Genomic DNA, 16,593 nt, shown 5'->3' on the forward strand with positions numbered 1-16,593 from the left:
CTGGGAGATGGTAAAATAAAGCTAGTTTGTAAATTTGAGGAGGTTTTTTCATGAAATTCCGTAAATTTGGCAAAACCGGCTATTCAATCAGTGAGGTCTCACTTGGGACCTGGCAATTGGGTGGTAAATGGGGAACGCCATTTGATCCAAAAGATGCCCGTGAAACGCTTGCTGAAGCTTATGACCATGGCGTTAATTTCTTTGATACCGCCGATGGTTACCAAGGCGGCAAGAGTGAACAAGCCGTTGGTGAATTTGTTAAAGCCCATCCGGACGTTCACTTTACGACCAAAATCGGTCGAAAGGAAGAGCCGCTTAGCGTTGCGCATTTTAATCCGGATCATTTGACCCGCTATGTAAATGAATCCCTAAAAAATATGGGCGTTGAGGCGCTGGACTGTGTCCTGCTTCACTGTCCACCAATGAGCGTTTACTACATGCCTGAAACCTTCTTCACACTGGATCAACTCAAAAAAGCGGGTAAAATCAAGCATTACGGTGTCAGCGTTGAGCGGGTCGAAGAGGCTATTAAGGCAATGTCCTACGATATTTCGGCCGTAGAGATTATTTTCAATATGTTCAGATTACGACCGGCCAACCTGTTCTTTGATTTGGCCAAAAAACATAACATTGGCGTTTTGGCCCGAGTACCTTTAGCCAGTGGCCTACTAACCGGCAAGTACACGGCCGATACCAAATTTGCCCCCGAAGATCACCGAACCACCAATCGTAACGGCCAACTTTTTGACAAAGGCGAGACCTTCTCCGGTGTGGATTACCTGACCGGTATTAAAGCTGCCAATGAGTTAAAGGAGCGCCTCGGAACCGATAACCTGGCCGCAACAGCTTTACGTTTTATTTTGATGTATGATGCAGTTTCAGCCGTGATTCCCGGTGCCAGCAATCCGACTCAAATCGACCGTAATACTACTGCAGCCGAATTGCCTGCTCTAACCGATGATCAAATGGCAATTGTTCGAGATGTCTATAATAAATACATTAAAAATCCGGTTGAATATCTTTGGTAAACATCGGTTTATCTGCTTAAATCAGCCGATTCAACCAAGCTAATCTAAAAACCGATGCCCAGTCCCTTTGCAGGGATTTGGGGCATCGGTTTTTAGTATTAGGTTTCAAGTTGATTTACTGGATTGTGGCTAAACGACGCCTATACTATAGGTAATTCTTTCCGGGAGGCAATTCAAATGAACTCACTTTTTACGATTTTATTTGTTGTCATGGTACTGGGATACTGTTACTTCAGAGCAAACCCAGCAAAGATTTCACACGTCATCGGCTTTCGAACGCTTCAGCATACAAATCAACCGAAAACTGGCAGCGGGCTCAAAAAATCGGTTATGGTATTTCTTTGCCAACGCTCGCGATTTTGACAGTTCTTAATTATCTGCTGGTAATTCCAACTTGGGTGTCAATCAGCCTGCTGGTGATTTGGATTGCCATAACGGTCAGTTATATTGAATGGACATTAAATAAATGAGTAGCCGACGCCAATTAGAATGGCATCAAAAAAAGGCTGGACAGCTTTTACTTTGCCTCAGCCCGGAACTAATCTTAGATTGTTTCTTTTTGATAATCATTCAACTAATCATCGTCTTCCTCATCCAAACCTTCTCTGGGTGTTCTGCAAAAGTGCCTGCAATGAAGCAATATTGTGATTGTTTTCGCCCAAAAGCGACGTCAGCCGTTGCGCCAGTACTGGCCGATCTTCCTTTACAGCCAATTTAATTGCCCGGGTAACAAACAAGTTCGAAGTATCATAATCATGAACCAAATCGTCAAGCAGCCATTCCGCCTTTTGATACTTGTTTTGCCCGTTTTCCTGAAGCATAGCGTACTCACTAAACTCCTTTTGGGTTGTCGGTGTTAATAAATTTTCGTCAATCAAGACCGATCCGAGGGCATCTTTTTGCTGGTAAGCCTGTGTCAACAAGTCAGCTGCCACCCGTTTCAGTGCGACCGCGTTCAACCCTTTTAAATACCACTTTATCTGTTGCAGCTTATCAGCCAGTACCACCAGATTTGAAACAATGTGGCCGGTCATAGCGCCGGCAGTCGGGGTATGGTGGTCGATATCCGCCTGCTTAACTTCTGCCTCATATAATTTTTCCGGTGTTTGTGTTGTCATATTGATTCCTCCGTTATTTAACCTTTACTGATTTAACGTCATAACCCAAATCGGTAACCGTTTCTGCCAATTTGTCCGCTGAAATTTGATCACTGTCAAATTCAGCTTTTACCTTAGCCGCGTTAAACAGTACCTTAACCGTTTCAACACCGGCCTGTTTAGCCAATGCCCCTTGAATTTTCTGCATGCATGACGGGCACGATAATGCATCCAATTGTAAAATTGCTTTGCTCATTTCAAATACCTCCATTTACTTTACTATCACTACGATAACTTAACTTGCTGATTGGCGACTTGATCTAAATCAATTTTTGGTGATTTTATTTGATAATGAATCAACCGCATCGCGTTAAAGATGACAACCAAAATGCTGGCTTCATGAACCAACATGCCACTGGCCATGTAGATGTAGCCCGCAATCAAACCAATCAGCAGAAAAGCAACCGTTCCAACCGCAATGACAATATTTTCTTTGGTATTTAGGACGGTCTTCTTGGCCAACCCAAACGCGTGAACCAATTCATTAAAGCTCGAAGACATCAGACAACGTCGGAAGTTTCAACCGCCACGTCGGTGCCGCTGCCCATCGCAATGCCAATATCAGCTGTTGCCAGAGAAGGGCTGTCATTAATGCCATCACCAACAAACGCCACTGCTTGGCCGGCAGCCTGAAATTCTTTAACGTAGGTAACTTTCTGCTCCGGCAATAACTCTGCGTGAACCTCGTCAATTTGAAGCTGTTCGGCAACGGCTTTCGCTGTCAGTTGGTTATCCCCTGTCAGCATCACTATCTTCTTAACACCGAGTTTCTTTAATTGCTGAAGGCTTTCTTTAACGCCGCTTCGAATAACATCCGAGATCCCAATAATCGTCTGAACCTCGTTATCAACCGCGACAATTACCGAAGAGCTACCCTGGCGCTGAATTCGATGCAGATCTGCCGTCTGTCGATCCGAGAGTTCGATTTGATTGTCCGCCATCAGTTGTTGATTGCCAATCAACACTCGATGTTGGGCAACCTGTGCCGCAATCCCGCGGCCCTTAATCGTATTGCTTGAAACAACCCGTAAGTCGGTAAACTTAAGCTGTTTTGACTTGGCAAACGCAACCACGGCTTTGGCCAGTGGGTGATCAGACTGATTTTCAACAGCTGCCGCCAATCGTAACCCAATTTGTTGATCACCGTAAGTCTGCAAATGGGTCACAGCAGTTTTACCTTCTGTTAACGTTCCGGTTTTATCAAAGACGACGGTCGAAACATGGCTTAGGGTATTCATTACGTCGCCGCCCTTAACCAGGACCCCATGCTTGGCACCGTTTCCGATACCGGCAACGTTGGAAACCGGCGCACCGATTACCAGGGCTCCCGGGCAACCCAGAACCAGCACCGTAATTGCTAACCGAAAGTCCGAAAAGATAATTCCAACCAACGCCGCAATTACCAGAACCGCCGGCGTATAATACGTCGCGAACCGGTCAATAAATTTTTCAGCCGGCGATTTGGTATCCTGGGCGTCTTCAACCAATTCGACAATTTTACCAAAGGTCGTATCGTCGCCAACTTTCGCCGCTTTTACTTTTAAGGTACCGTTGTCCAGAATGGTCCCCGAATAAACTGAATCACCGACTGCTTTAGCGGCTGGTTTAGCCTCACCTGTAATGCTGGCCTCGTTAACGTTTCCCGAACCAGCCACAATTTGACCATCAACCGGCACTTGGGCCCCGGTCTTAACCAGGACAACGTCACCAACATCCACAAAATCAACATCCGTTTCTTCGACCTGACCGTCATCAGCTACAACCAATGCCGTTGTCGGGGCCATTTCAGTTAAATCCTTAATCGAATGACGGGTCTTGGCCAACGTCTTATTTTCCAAAAAAGTCCCGAAAAGAAACAGAAAGGTTACGATGGCAGATTCATTATACTCACCAATAATAAAGGCCCCAATCACCGCAATACTGACTAACAATTCAATACTGATTGTCTTAAACCGCAAAGCCGAGATTGCCCGCAGCATAATTGGAACGGCAGAAATGATGGAAGCCGCAATAAACGCTACCGTATAAAGCCACCCGGTATGAAACAGACTTCCGAGTAATCCGATGCCAATCAAGCCGGCTGTTATTAATGTAATTTGGTTGGTATGCTGATTAATATAACGTTGAAATTTCATGTGATTTTTACCTCCCCGATATGATACATTAAGTATATGGGGAATTTGAAACAAAATAATTGACGCAGGTCAAGAATTCAGTTTTAATTTTGAAAGAATTCTCTTTTGCTGCAAACCAGTCAGATGAGAAGCTTTTAAACATTGAATAAAAAGTCTAAGGAGGATTTAGTCCAATATGAAAATTATTGTAATCGGTGCAACGGGCAGAGTCGGTAAACAGCTGGTTAAAAAGCTGGCCGCGGATAAGAGTGATCAGATTCTTGCCGGCGCCCGCAAACCTGAAAATATCGAAAAAGGTGCCAACATCAAACCCTTTAAAATCGACTTACACGATACAAAAGATGCTATTCTAAATGAATTACCGGAAGCCGACGCCTTGATCTTTGCTGCCGGTTCCGGTGGCAAAGACCTGTTACAGGTCGATTTGAACGGCGCCGTTAAAGTAATGATTGAGGCCGCCAAACGGGGGATCGAGCGGTTTGTCATGCTGAGTTCCAGAGATTCCTTAACGCCGGATTCTTTTAGCGGCGATGACCCTTCACCACTGGCCAATTATTTAATTGCCAAACATTTTGCTGATTTGTGGTTGATTAAAAACACCACGTTGGATTACACAATTCTTCAACCAACCTCGTTAACTGAAACGGCTGGTACCGGTAAAGTCAGTCTTGGCGAATACACCAATAACGAAAATAGCATTGAAAATGTTGCCGACGTTCTGGCTGCGATTGTCAAGAGTGACAATACCATTGGTAAAATTTTGCCGATGAGTGACGGTGCTACGCCGATCGCTGACGCTGTCAGTGAAGCTTAATAATTAATCAAACGGTTATTCTATTTGTCGTAGAACGACCGTTTTTGTTATTTTTGTCACATTATCTGACACAGGCCGGTTATTCGTTAAAATATTTTTTTAAATTATTTTTAAAATCAGATCGCTAATTTTCGGGCTTTTGAGATCGTTTCCATTTTCTTATAGTCTTAAAACTATCTAAGAGCCTTTCTAACAAACTCTAGACGTCGCGCATTGATGATGTTAGAATTTATGACATTAAGTAAAAAGGAAGCGATGTTATGAATGCTGCTAACACGTCATTTATGATTCTGTCCAGTATTTTGGTCTTATTCATGACACCCGGGCTGGCTTTCTTCTACGGCGGCCTGGTGTCAAAACGAAACGTTGTCAATACGATGTTATCTGTATTTGTGATGACCGGAGTCGCTATCGTGCTCTGGATCATGGTTGGTTACAGTTTATCTTTCGAAGGCGATATCCATGGAATTGTCGGCACCTTTGATAATTTCTTTATGAACGGTGTTAAGTTGGGGGCATTAACCGCCACCAAAATTCCAACCGGGATCTTTTCAGTTTTTGAAATGATGTTTGCCATTATTACGCCGGCACTATTTGTCGGTGCCGTTGTTGGCCGGATCAAGTTTAACTTTTTGCTGGTTTTCTTGATTCTCTGGTCAATTATTATCTATTATCCAATGGTCCACTTGGTATGGAGCCCGCATGGTCTTCTGGCCGGACTTGGAACACTTGATTTTGCCGGTGGAACCGTTGTTCACATCAACGCCGGGGTTACCGCATTTGTGCTTTCTGCCTTTTTGGGCAAACGAATTAAATTCGGTGACAAACCTCATACCCACTACAATTTACCATGGGTTTTACTTGGTGCTACCATTCTTTGGATTGGTTGGTACGGGTTCAACGCCGGCTCGGCGCTGGGTGTTGACAACATCGCTGCGCAAGCAACCATCACCACCACCATGTCCACCGGGACCGCAATGGTTACCTGGATGATTCTCGATATGATTATCTCCGGCAAACCAACCCTGGTTGGTGTATGTACAGGGACCCTCTGTGGCTTGGTTGGGATTACGCCTGCCTGTGGTTTTGTCACAATTGCCGGTTCGTTCTGGATCGGGATGTTCTCAACTTTTGCCAGTTACTTCTTCGTTAACTACCTCAAAGACCGAATCGGTGTCGATGATGCCCTCGATGCCTTTGGCTGTCACGGTGTTAGCGGAATCGTCGGCAGTATCTTTACCGGTTTATTTGCAACCAAAGCTGTTAACCCGATTGTTTCCCATAATGGATTACTATATGGCGGCGGTTGGCATCAACTTGGTATTCAGGTATTCGCCACTCTGGTAACTATCGTCTTTGTTACAATTGCCACAACCATCATTATCAAAGTCCTAAGTCTCGTTATGCCAATGCGGGTTGACCGTAAGGAAGAAGAGATGGGCTTGGATAAAGGTGAACACGGTGAGGAAGCTGACTACACCGTTGATATCAGTAACGACATGGCAACTTATCAATCTGATATGAACATGTACGCAAAAGAGTTCCGGGGTCAAATGGCTGATTTGAATTCACCAAAAACACCCGGGCCAAGAGATCACTGATCACTTGCCTATCAACATTGCATAACATCAAAACAAATCAATCAAAAAATGCTTTTGAAGTCTGCTATACTGATTTCAAAAGCATTTTTTGATATAAGGCAAGGAAGCACGTTCTTTTAAGGACGTGATGAATTGCCCCTTTTTGCATTTAAAAAACGGTTCTAATAATTATAAAATCAATAAATGTTGAAAATATTCTAAAATATATGTGTGTACCAACAATGACCATATGTTATAATAGTTAAGCTAAGTTTCCTTGGATTAACTAAATGACCGCTTATCGGGATCCGCGATTAAAAGCGTGGTACTGGAAATAGACCGGTCATGATCAAGGATCTTAATTGGCAAGATTAATTAGTAAAGTAAAGAGAGGAGGTTTCCCGGATGACGACAGTGGTTAAAGGGATTAAACTACGCTTATACCCGAACAAAGCTCAAATCGATCAATTATGGCAGCTGTTTGGCAATGATCGATTTGTCTGGAATCACATGTTAGCCATGGCCAACCAGCGGTATGAAAATAATCCGGCCAGTCGGTTCGTTGGCGAATATGACATGAACTATCTGCTAAAACCGCTCAAGAAAGAGTACCCCTTTTTAAAGTTAAGTGATGCCACCAGCTTATTGGTGGTTAACCATAATCTGGCGCTGGCTTATCAGAATTTATTCCAACATCGAGGTGGCCATCCGCGGTTTAAGTCCCGCCGTAGCGCTAAGCAATCCTACACTGGGCAATCAATCTGCACTGTGGAAGCTAAGCGGCGGTTGAAATTACCGAAAATCGGCAGTATTCGGACCAGCAAGACGGGCCACTTGGCCAATGGCAAAATTAAGCGCTACACGATTAGCCATGACGCTACCGACCGTTACTATATTTCCCTGCAGGTCGAAACCGAGGTTCATGATTTGCCCAAGACCAACCAAAAAATTGGTTTAGATCTGGGCGTTTCCGATTTGGCGATTGATTCTAACGGAGTGAAATATGGGACGTTTAATGCGCAGTGGCTGAAAAAGCAAGCCCAACGGTGGCAGGCCAAGTTCAGTCGACGCAGGCACCAGGCGACCGTTGCGATGCGTCAATGGAATCACCATCATAAATTGCTTAAGATGGCACTTAACGATTACCAAAATTGGCAACGGGCCAAAATGACCAAAGCCCGGTATCAAGCTAAAATTGCCAACCAGCGCAAGGATTACCTGGCTAAGGCCATCGCTAACGCCAGTTGGTATCAATTCCGGACCATGATGGAATACAAATGTGACTGGTACGGGAAGCAGTTAGTGGTGGTCAGTGCTAGGAACACTTCCCGAATCTGCTCAGTTTGTGGACACAATGGTGGCGCCAAACCTTTAGCAATTCGAGAATGGACGTGTTCTGAGTGTCAGACCCATCATGACCGGGATATTAATGCGGCAGTTAATATCCTGAAGCGCGGGTTAAAAGCTACTGGTTAGGGACTAGCCATGGTAAAAGAGCGGGGTTCTGTAAGTTAGGTGTTCGGCATACCGATGTAACAGCCTAAATACTACTTCGTGTTCCCAGAAGCTCGGTCATTCATGGCCGAGTAGTTCACAGTCTTAAAATTAAGGAAGCGATCTAATGACTTACTCACGTTCCGAACACGTTGAAATGGTCAACATGTGTATGATTTATAACCCCCAAACCCAAGAAGTTCTGGTCGAAGACAAAACCGACGTTGCTGGAAATTCGGCCATACCTTTCCCGGCGGCCACGTTGAAAAGAATGAAAGCTTGTATGACGCGATGGTCCGCGAAGTATACGAAGAGACCGGTCTGACAGTCAGTCATCTTCAATCCTGCGGCACCGTTGAATGGTTTAATCAGAATCCGCTTTACCGCCGATTGGGCTTCTTATACAAAACGACCCACTTTTCCGGAACGTTAAAACAAAGCGATGAGGGCAAAATTTATTGGCTGCCGCTCGCAGAACTTAACGAACACAACACCGCTGAAAGTTTCATGAAATTCTTAAAGATTTTTACCAACCCGACAACAGTTGATGCCACCTCTAAAATCATGAACGGCTCCTTAACTATAATCCCCAAAGACGCATAATTCAGATGGATATTATATAATACAAGTGCTTCCATTCCGATTACTTCTCTGATTATTCAGAAGGGAGGGCCTGTATGATGCAAAAGTACTTAATTGTTTATAACGGAACTGCCGGTAAAGCCGATAACGAGGCCATTGCCAAAAGCGTCCGGCAAAAATTGCAAGAAGTCGGCAAACAAGTCGAGTTGGCGGCTACCGAATCTGAAGAAGCTGCCATCAAACAAATCCAGGTGGCAGTTGACAATTACGATTGTCTGGTCACAATCGGCGGTGATGGCTCCATTAATACGGCCTGCGCCGGTTTTTTAAAAGCTGGTCATTCAATTCCCTTGGGAATCATTCCCGGCGGTACCGTTAACAATTTTGCCCGGGCGTTAAAGATTCCACTTAATACTAATAAAGCTATTCAAAACTTGATTGATGGTTCACCTGCCCAAGTTGACCTTGGTGTCATTGGTGAAGTCCCAATTGTCAGCAGCCTAACGTTGGGCAGACTCGCAGACATTTCTCAAGACGTCAAACAAGACGATAAGCGAAAATTTGGCACGATCATTTATCTTTTCAAAGGAATTAAAGAACTCTTTACCAATCGGTCTTATAAATTAAAGATCGACGCCAACGGTAATAGTGAAATCTTACGAGCTCAAATTCTGCTCATTACGACAACCAATTCGGTCGGCGGCAACGTTGCTTTTAACCCAGAAGCCAGGTACGATGATGATTATCTGCACGTCTTTATTTTAAAAAAATTCACGCTGCCAAAAATCATGACTTACGCTGCCTACTTTCTTTCCGGTAATCTTAAAAATGCCCGTGGTGTTAAGTATCTGAAATGCAAACAAATTCATATTGAGAATCTGTCATCCAGATCAATCAAAACCCGAATCGATGGTGATCCGGCGCTGGCTTTGCCGATTACGGTTAAGATTCGAGCAAACTTTTTAAGGGTTATCCTGCCGGATGATTGTTAACAAAAAACGACCGACAATGTTAATTGCCGGCCATTTTTTGTTAAGGAGAATAAGATTGTATTTCAAATAACCTGTAAGGTTGGTATCACCATATCGGAAAAGAGCCACCAAGTTATACGCTTGGTGTGAGTGCCCGATACATTTTGACGAGTTGCTCTCAAATTTCACTAAATAATTACTTTTGCTATTCCGGATCAGTTGCCACAAGGCCACCTGCTAAATTATCCATGTTTGGCTTATCTGCTTTAACAATTAATTGTTCGTTAACGAAAGCCATTTGCCCAATGTGACTCATTTCACGGCCATAGCCTGACAGCTTGACGCCACCAAATGGTAATTCAGGTAAAGTTGCCATAAAGTTGTTAACAAAGACCATTCCGGTTTCGATTTGCCCAGCAACTTCGGCACCATGATCAGGGTCGCCGGAGAAGACAATGCCACCTAATCCATAAGGCGAATCATTAGCAATATCGATTGCTTCCTGCTCACTGTGAACCTTGTAAACAGTAGCAATTGGGCCAAACAACTCAGTCTTATAAGCCGGATTATCTTTGTCGATATCAGTTAAAATTGTTGGCATAAAGAATTGCCTGGTAAATCAATCGGCTGATTACCATAAACAACTTTTGCGCCATGAGCAATCGCATCATCCAGTTGACTTTGAAGTTTATTCTTGGCTTTTTCTGTGTTCATCGGCGCCAAGGTTGTCGATGGATCCATTGGGTCACCTGGCTTAACAGCTGCAAAGTGCTCTTTCAAAGAAGCTACAAATTCATCATAAACATTGTCCATGACAATAAATCGTTTTGATGATGTACATACTTGGCCACAGTTGTAGAGACGTGCCCGCCATGCAATATCGTTCACCGCGTCCATATCGGCGTCACCCAACACAACAAATGGATCCATGCCGCCAAGCTCCATTGTGTTCTTCTTAAGGTTCTTGCCGGCAGCACCTGCAACAGCTGTTCCACCACGTTCGGAACCAGTTAAAGCAACCCCTTGAACCCGTGGATCCTCAATTGCTTCCGTTACCTGATCATATGACAGGAATAAGTTGGTTAAGGACCCTTTAGGAGCACCAGCTTCAGCCACCACATCAGCAAACATTTGAGCTGAAGTTGGGGTGTTGGCAGCATGTTTTAAAATCATCGGATTGCCGACCATAAAGTTTGGCGCAAAGACCCGCATAATTTGATAGTATGGAAAGTTCCATGGCTCAACCATCATAATAACGCCAGTTGATTGATGACGAATTTCCGCTTCCCCAGTTGCAATTGTATCAATCTTTTCCGGCTTTAATAGTTCCTCGCCATGGTCTGCAAACCAGTCCGCAATAATTGCAACTAGTTCCACTTCACCCTTTGATTCACGGTAAAGTTTCCCCATATCAATCGTACATGCCTTTGCTAATTCATCTGAATGTTCACGTAGTTTGGCAGCAACATTATGCAAAATCTTAGCCCGGTCTGAAATCGGCTGTTTACGCATTGCTTTATATAAGTCGTGCCCTGTCGCAAGAGCTTCTTGTAATTGTTCTTCGGTCGCATTAGGATATTCCTTTACGACTTCGTTATTATAAGGATTAACAGTTTTGTATGCCATTTTTTGTTCTCCTCCTAAATATAGACCTTTTAAATGTTTTACAATTCCAGACAACCAGTCAGTAAATTAATGTTCCGCCAGCTGTCTATGTAAGTAAATAGAATAAACATTTATGCGTCTATTAGAAGAATAGCACATTTTGAAAGCAGTTACAATGAAATACTTTGTGATTTTCAAAAACAAAGTGTATGCTATTTATTGCACAATGTACGTCAAGAAAATAATTTTAATTCACAAGTTAACGATGTTAAAAGAGCTATGGTCATTGACCACAGCTCTTATTAATTATTCATTAATCAATATATTTATTCATTTCATAACTGTTACTTTGCTGGTGCATAGGTACTGTGTTCCACTGTTGTATCCTTAATCATTAACGCCAACCCAAGCGCGACAACTTCCATAACCAAAAATGTTGCAAAGACCGCGTTGAAATTACCGTTACCAAGAATTACTGTAGCCAGAACAATGGCCGTTGATCCTAGAATTTGTCGAAAGGTTGCAATAATTGACGAACCATGCGGAATCAAATCGTTTGACAGGGAATTTGCCCCCAGCGTTGTTGCCGGCATCATCGCAAACGCATTCCCGGCCTCAATAACCATCGAACAGATAATTGCTACCCAGACACTTCTTAGCCCTGAAAGCAGGAGTAATAACCCCCACCCAACAATAAATAAGCCAAAACCGATCGTAATTACCGGTTTAAATCCAATCCGATCAGCTAGTTGTCCACTCCGGCGGTTCAACCACGAGAGAAGCGCCGCTGCCGGTACCAATGCCATTCCTGACCATAACGGCGTCATACCAAGTACCTGTTGGTAATACAGTGGCATAATGATCGTTACCGTAATTAAAGACATATAGGATAACGAAGTCAGCGCAACGCCAAGATCAAAATTACCAATTTTAAGAATGTCTAAGCGAAGCAACGGCTCTGGCATCTTTAGCTGCCGGTGAACAAATAAGCCCAACAAAATAATCGACACGCCTAAGATTGCCCAATTAACGTAATCACCGGCAGTCATATGTGAGATTTCATTAATGAAATACAATAAACCAATAATCCCAAGTGACATGAAAACCGAAACAAAGTCAAAGCTAGTTGATTTTGTCTTTAATGGACTGACAACTGTTTTCAATGCCAAAATGAATACCAGTGACAAGACAACCAAGAAGAAGGCAAAAATTGACTGCCAATTCATCACTTGTAAAATAACACCAGAAATAATCGGTCCAACTGCCAAAGCTGAGCCCATTACCAGTCCAACCGTTCCCATCACACTACCACGCTTGTTTGATGGTGTGATTTCCAAAATAATCGACTGATAGGAAGGAAACAAAATACCAACACTAAACCCTTCCATTAATCGGCCAACCATCATTATTGGAAAGTTGGGCGCAAAAATAACAATCAAAGTGCCAACTACAAAATTAATCAATAAAGTTAAATATAATGGTTTGAATTTGAAATTATCCATTAACCACGGTGATAACGGCATTACTACTGACATAATCAGCATGAAGCCGGTTGTTAACCAAGCAACGGTACTTGCTGGCAAGTTAAAATAACGCATGAACGTTGGATAAGCCGTTGACAACGATGATTGACTAATTGACATCGTAAATGTTCCTAACAACAGTGTTGCCACAAACCATTTTCGGCTTTTTTCCGTTAGTTCCATTTAAACCCCATCCCCCAGTATTACTTTTTCCTGATAAATTATGTAAAAAGGAGCCGGTACAATTAACTCTTGCGCCTAGCTCCTTTCAAATCTATCGATTATTTATTTATTTCAATTGTATTCTTAAAACAGGTTGCTTGCATAGATTTGGCTTATTAACGAACTACCATTACCGAAATCGGTGAATATTTTGCCATGTAAGCAGCTTGCGAACCAAAGTACTTTCGAACACCCTTTTTCGAAAGTGAACCAACAATGAGCAAATCAGCGTCAACAGCTGGAATAACTTTTTTCACAATTGTCTCGCCAGGATCTCCCTCTTCGACAACTGTATCAACCGTCTTAACGCCTGCCCTTAATGCCAGGTCCCGATATTCGTTAAGATGATCAACAAGTTCTTTGCGCTCACCATGAACATAGTCTTTGCTAAGCGCTTGGTACACATTCATTTCTTGACTTTCAAGAATTGAAGCAATTACCAATGATGCATCTGACAGACGAGCCTCAGAAACTGCATATCTAAAAGCTAATTGCGCATCAGGTGAATCATCAACACCTACTAAAATTCTTTTAAATTTTGTATGTGGTGAATTTTCATTGTCCATTCGATCTATGCCTCCCGTTAGCATTTATTAGCATTAAGCATTGCCCTTATCAGTCTTGCTTTCATCATAGTGCTCTTCGGTCGTTTCAAACCGCTTTGGCATTTTATTTCTGCTTGACCACAGATCATAAATTGTCCAAATAAGAAGTGCAACAATACCGGCAATCAAGATATAAGCAATCGTATGTGCCAATGATACCTCACTTGCGGAAGGATTGTCACCAAAGAAACTAGTGATATTGTCCGGAAGTCCCTTCATGTTCAAGAAGGTTAAACTTAAGACAGAAATCCAACCAAGGATTTTAACCCAAAGCGTATTCTTAAAACGATCTCCCATTTCCTTCGCGTTATCAGTCATCATCAACAATGGCAACATTGAGAATGGCAAAGCGAAGGCCAGAAAGACTTGAGAATTATTCATTAACGTATTTAACGCCTCATGTTGTCGAATCGGTGATTCACCACTCGTCATGGCAACACAAATCAAAACCGGAATAACTGAAATCAAACGAGTTACCAAACGACGAAGCCAAAGTGGCATCTTCATGTGGATAAAACCTTCCATGATAACTTGTCCTGTTAAGGTACCGGTAATCGTTGAATTTTGACCTGAAGCCAACAAGGCAACGGCAAACAGAATTGATAGAATTCCTGATTTGGCAACGGCAATTAACACACCATTGCTCAACATTGAAGTATTAGATAATGCTTGGAACAAACCAAAGAACGAAGGATCTTTAACGGCACCAGTCTTAAATACCGCAACACCCATGATTAACAGCAATGAGTTAATAACCCACGCAAATGATAATTGGATATTGGAATCCCAAGTTGAGAAACGAACTGTTCGTGCAACATCTTCCTGATCATTATGATCCACTTTTCTGGTTTGAGAAACCGCCGAGTGAAGATACAGGTTATGGGGCATAACCGTTGCACCAATAATTCCCAAGGCACCGGTTAACGGTGTATCACCATTAACTTTGTCTGAACTTGAGAAAGTCTGGCCAGTTGGCACCAATCCCTTAACAATATCACCAAAGTTAGGACTTGAAAGCGCAACTTCGTAAACGAATACGAACAAAATAACCAAAATTAAGCAAACAACAATCGCTTCAATTTTTCTAAAACCAACTTTAGTTAATAATAGCAAAAGCAAAACATCAAAAACCGTTATAAATACGGCATACACAAGTGGTATATGGAATAGCAGATATAGCGCGATCGCAGCACCAATAACTTCCGCAATATCAGTCGCCATAATCGCCAACTCAGTTAAAATCCATAGCACATATCCAAGTGCTTTACTGGTTCTGGCCCGAATCGCCTGAGCTAAATCCATCTGTGACACAATACCCAGTTTAGCCGCCATGTATTGTAGCAACATCGCAATTAAACTCGACATTAAGATAACAGACATAAGCAGGTACTCAAAATTTTGACCACCAGTAATTGAAGTTGACCAGTTACCTGGATCCATGTATCCAACAGCAACTAGTGCGCCAGGCCCCGAATACATGAACAACGTTTTCCAGAATCCTCGGCCCTTCGGAACTTCGATCGTTCCATTAATTTCTTCCAATGAAGGTCCATTTGCATAGTGAATCAAATGTTGCTTCTTCGGAGCTTTATCTTTTACCATTTTTCATAGGTACCTCCTTTTAATTTCAAATCCAATACTACCATAATCTAAATTAAAGTAAATATGAATTTAGGAGCGCCTAACTTAATAATTGTAAGTATTAAAAACCAAAGACGCTAATTGGCGCAAATGAAACCGCTTATCATTTCTGCAAAAAAACTTTAAAAAAATTCAGTGCTTACTCAAAGTTAACTCTCGATTTTGTTTTTGCTACGGACAAAATTGGCTTTATTTTCCTATTTTTAGCTAAATAATCAAAAAAGCCAAGATAAAATAATTATCTTGACTCTTGATTATAAAATCTGTTATCAGCCAAACTTAGTTTTACCATCTTTTATCAATTCTGCTGATAATCATTAATTCTGGCAATCAGCTTTTGATTGTTGTTAAATCTGGCAAATGCATAGGCATCTTGGATCGCCTCGTCAACCAGCCTGCTCGCCACATGCTGCGTCTTAAAATTTCGTGCAAGTCGAAACTTGGCCCGGGCCACATAAAAGGTAACATGCTGTTGGGAACTTATTTTGATTAGAGTCTTCAACAATTTATTGCCGGTTTCAAAGTCATTTCGATAGGAATAATAATTTCCAGTATAAAATAACAACGTTAATGTCTTCCAAATGTTGTCAATATCAGCATCCTGACTCGGATAATTTGCAAGCAGCCGAGGCATTTTTGAAAAATAAAAATCTGCCCGTTCAAAATTTTCTTCATGTTCATAAGCAATTCCCATCCCAACATAAGCTAACTGGGAAAAAATCGTTTGATGTTCCTCATCAAGCCCATTTAAAATTTGGTCAAAGCAAAAGACCGCGTCACTGGTTGGGTAATCACTAAGTGCAAACAAATACCCCTTAATAAATAGATATTCCATTTTTGTATCATCATCGTTCATTTGTGTGGTTGACATCCCCGACAAAGTTGCAGCAACTTTCTGATACTCCATTGTAATGAGATTAAATTCGGCTTGGTGCAATTTTTCCAATAGTTCAGAGTCCCTATCAACCGGACCGGGAAAAATATCACTTAATGAAAGTCCCAATCTTTGGTCCCAATCTTTGACACAATTTGGTCAAAATCTTGGTTGAAATCATTTTCCCGCCGTTCTCAAATTTGCTAATTGTCGCCTGCGTGCAAATGCCCTTTGCCAGTTCGCTCTGAGAAAAACCAAGTTCTTTTCGGCGGGCAATAAATTTTTCAATATTCATGATGTTTTCCCTTTCAATTTGTTAAATTTAGCGATATTCAAACTATTTTAAGTTTACTTAAATTCGG

Annotated in this window: 11 protein-coding genes and 4 pseudogenes; 6 read left to right on the forward strand and 9 right to left on the reverse strand. The window is 42.3% G+C overall.

Features of this window, described 5'->3' with window-relative positions; all coding sequences use genetic code 11:
* The first annotated feature begins 50 nt into the window (after positions 1-50).
* Entirely contained in the window at positions 51-1,028 is a 978-nt protein-coding gene (locus JCM14108_RS09915; RefSeq protein ID WP_035180604.1) for an aldo/keto reductase, read from the forward strand.
* Positions 1,029-1,602: 574 nt separating this feature from the next.
* Here JCM14108_RS09915 and JCM14108_RS09925 read toward each other — a convergent pair.
* The 3 genes and pseudogenes from JCM14108_RS09925 to JCM14108_RS09935 all read right to left on the reverse strand — a co-directional run bounded on the left by JCM14108_RS09925 (position 1,603) and on the right by JCM14108_RS09935 (position 4,320).
* Positions 1,603-2,146 (reverse strand): annotated as a pseudogene (locus JCM14108_RS09925) (ferritin-like domain-containing protein).
* 13 nt (positions 2,147-2,159) lie between these two features.
* The gene (locus tag JCM14108_RS09930; protein ID WP_035180608.1) at positions 2,160-2,381 is read right to left on the reverse strand and encodes a heavy-metal-associated domain-containing protein; all 222 of its coding nucleotides are present in this window, start codon (positions 2,379-2,381) and stop codon (positions 2,160-2,162) included.
* A 29-nt stretch (positions 2,382-2,410) separates the two neighbouring features.
* A pseudogene (locus JCM14108_RS09935) lies at positions 2,411-4,320 on the reverse strand (heavy metal translocating P-type ATPase).
* 175 nt (positions 4,321-4,495) lie between these two features.
* On the opposite strand from JCM14108_RS09935, the gene JCM14108_RS09940 reads away from it, so the two are divergent.
* From JCM14108_RS09940 to JCM14108_RS09960, 5 genes and pseudogenes are all read left to right on the forward strand, one after another.
* Positions 4,496-5,134: an NAD(P)H-binding protein gene (locus tag JCM14108_RS09940; RefSeq protein WP_035180611.1), complete on the forward strand. Its 639-nt coding sequence runs from the start codon at positions 4,496-4,498 to the stop codon at positions 5,132-5,134.
* Positions 5,135-5,394: 260 nt separating this feature from the next.
* On the forward strand, positions 5,395-6,735 hold the full coding sequence (locus tag JCM14108_RS09945) for an ammonium transporter (RefSeq protein WP_035180612.1): 1,341 nt from the start codon (positions 5,395-5,397) through the stop codon (positions 6,733-6,735).
* 384 nt (positions 6,736-7,119) lie between these two features.
* Positions 7,120-8,190, forward strand: coding sequence for an RNA-guided endonuclease TnpB family protein (locus tag JCM14108_RS09950; RefSeq protein WP_035180614.1), 1,071 nt, complete (start codon positions 7,120-7,122; stop codon positions 8,188-8,190).
* A 145-nt stretch (positions 8,191-8,335) separates the two neighbouring features.
* Positions 8,336-8,811, forward strand: a pseudogene (locus JCM14108_RS09955) (8-oxo-dGTP diphosphatase).
* 74 nt (positions 8,812-8,885) lie between these two features.
* Positions 8,886-9,782, forward strand: a complete 897-nt coding sequence (locus tag JCM14108_RS09960) for a diacylglycerol/lipid kinase family protein (protein WP_304607850.1) — start codon at positions 8,886-8,888, stop codon at positions 9,780-9,782.
* Between the two features lie 184 nt (positions 9,783-9,966).
* Here the strand turns inward: JCM14108_RS09960 and JCM14108_RS09965 are convergent.
* The 6 genes and pseudogenes from JCM14108_RS09965 to JCM14108_RS15445 all read right to left on the reverse strand — a co-directional run bounded on the left by JCM14108_RS09965 (position 9,967) and on the right by JCM14108_RS15445 (position 16,526).
* Positions 9,967-11,387 (reverse strand): annotated as a pseudogene (locus JCM14108_RS09965) (NAD-dependent succinate-semialdehyde dehydrogenase).
* Positions 11,388-11,710: 323 nt separating this feature from the next.
* Positions 11,711-13,072: an MFS transporter gene (locus JCM14108_RS09970; RefSeq protein WP_035180620.1), complete on the reverse strand. Its 1,362-nt coding sequence runs from the start codon at positions 13,070-13,072 to the stop codon at positions 11,711-11,713.
* Between the two features lie 155 nt (positions 13,073-13,227).
* Positions 13,228-13,677, reverse strand: a complete 450-nt coding sequence (locus JCM14108_RS09975; RefSeq protein WP_035180621.1) for a universal stress protein — start codon at positions 13,675-13,677, stop codon at positions 13,228-13,230.
* Positions 13,678-13,710: 33 nt separating this feature from the next.
* The gene (locus JCM14108_RS09980) at positions 13,711-15,318 is read right to left on the reverse strand and encodes an Nramp family divalent metal transporter (protein ID WP_035180622.1); all 1,608 of its coding nucleotides are present in this window, start codon (positions 15,316-15,318) and stop codon (positions 13,711-13,713) included.
* A gap of 337 nt (positions 15,319-15,655) precedes the next feature.
* Positions 15,656-16,303 carry an XRE family transcriptional regulator gene (locus JCM14108_RS09985; protein WP_235807153.1) on the reverse strand — a complete coding sequence of 216 codons (648 nt, stop codon included), beginning with the start codon at positions 16,301-16,303 and terminating at the stop codon, positions 15,656-15,658.
* Between the two features lie 37 nt (positions 16,304-16,340).
* Positions 16,341-16,526 carry a helix-turn-helix domain-containing protein gene (locus tag JCM14108_RS15445; RefSeq protein ID WP_235807152.1) on the reverse strand — a complete coding sequence of 62 codons (186 nt, stop codon included), beginning with the start codon at positions 16,524-16,526 and terminating at the stop codon, positions 16,341-16,343.
* Positions 16,527-16,593 lie beyond the last annotated feature (67 nt).

The organism is Lentilactobacillus farraginis DSM 18382 = JCM 14108 (assembly GCF_000583655.1).
Lineage (GTDB): Bacteria > Bacillota > Bacilli > Lactobacillales > Lactobacillaceae > Lentilactobacillus > Lentilactobacillus farraginis.

Excerpts from the sequence above, each read along its gene's own strand:
- JCM14108_RS09915 (WP_035180604.1), top strand. The coding sequence starts at position 51 with ATGAAATTCCGTAAATTTGGCAAAACCGGCTATTCAATCAGTGAGGTC.
- JCM14108_RS09930 (WP_035180608.1), bottom strand. The coding sequence starts at position 2,381 with ATGAGCAAAGCAATTTTACAATTGGATGCATTATCGTGCCCGTCATGC.
- JCM14108_RS09940 (WP_035180611.1), top strand. The coding sequence starts at position 4,496 with ATGAAAATTATTGTAATCGGTGCAACGGGCAGAGTCGGTAAACAGCTG.
- JCM14108_RS09945 (WP_035180612.1), top strand. The coding sequence starts at position 5,395 with ATGAATGCTGCTAACACGTCATTTATGATTCTGTCCAGTATTTTGGTC.
- JCM14108_RS09950 (WP_035180614.1), top strand. The coding sequence starts at position 7,120 with ATGACGACAGTGGTTAAAGGGATTAAACTACGCTTATACCCGAACAAA.
- JCM14108_RS09960 (WP_304607850.1), top strand. The coding sequence starts at position 8,886 with ATGATGCAAAAGTACTTAATTGTTTATAACGGAACTGCCGGTAAAGCC.
- JCM14108_RS09970 (WP_035180620.1), bottom strand. The coding sequence starts at position 13,072 with ATGGAACTAACGGAAAAAAGCCGAAAATGGTTTGTGGCAACACTGTTG.
- JCM14108_RS09975 (WP_035180621.1), bottom strand. The coding sequence starts at position 13,677 with ATGGACAATGAAAATTCACCACATACAAAATTTAAAAGAATTTTAGTA.
- JCM14108_RS09980 (WP_035180622.1), bottom strand. The coding sequence starts at position 15,318 with ATGGTAAAAGATAAAGCTCCGAAGAAGCAACATTTGATTCACTATGCA.
- JCM14108_RS15445 (WP_235807152.1), bottom strand. The coding sequence starts at position 16,526 with ATGAATATTGAAAAATTTATTGCCCGCCGAAAAGAACTTGGTTTTTCT.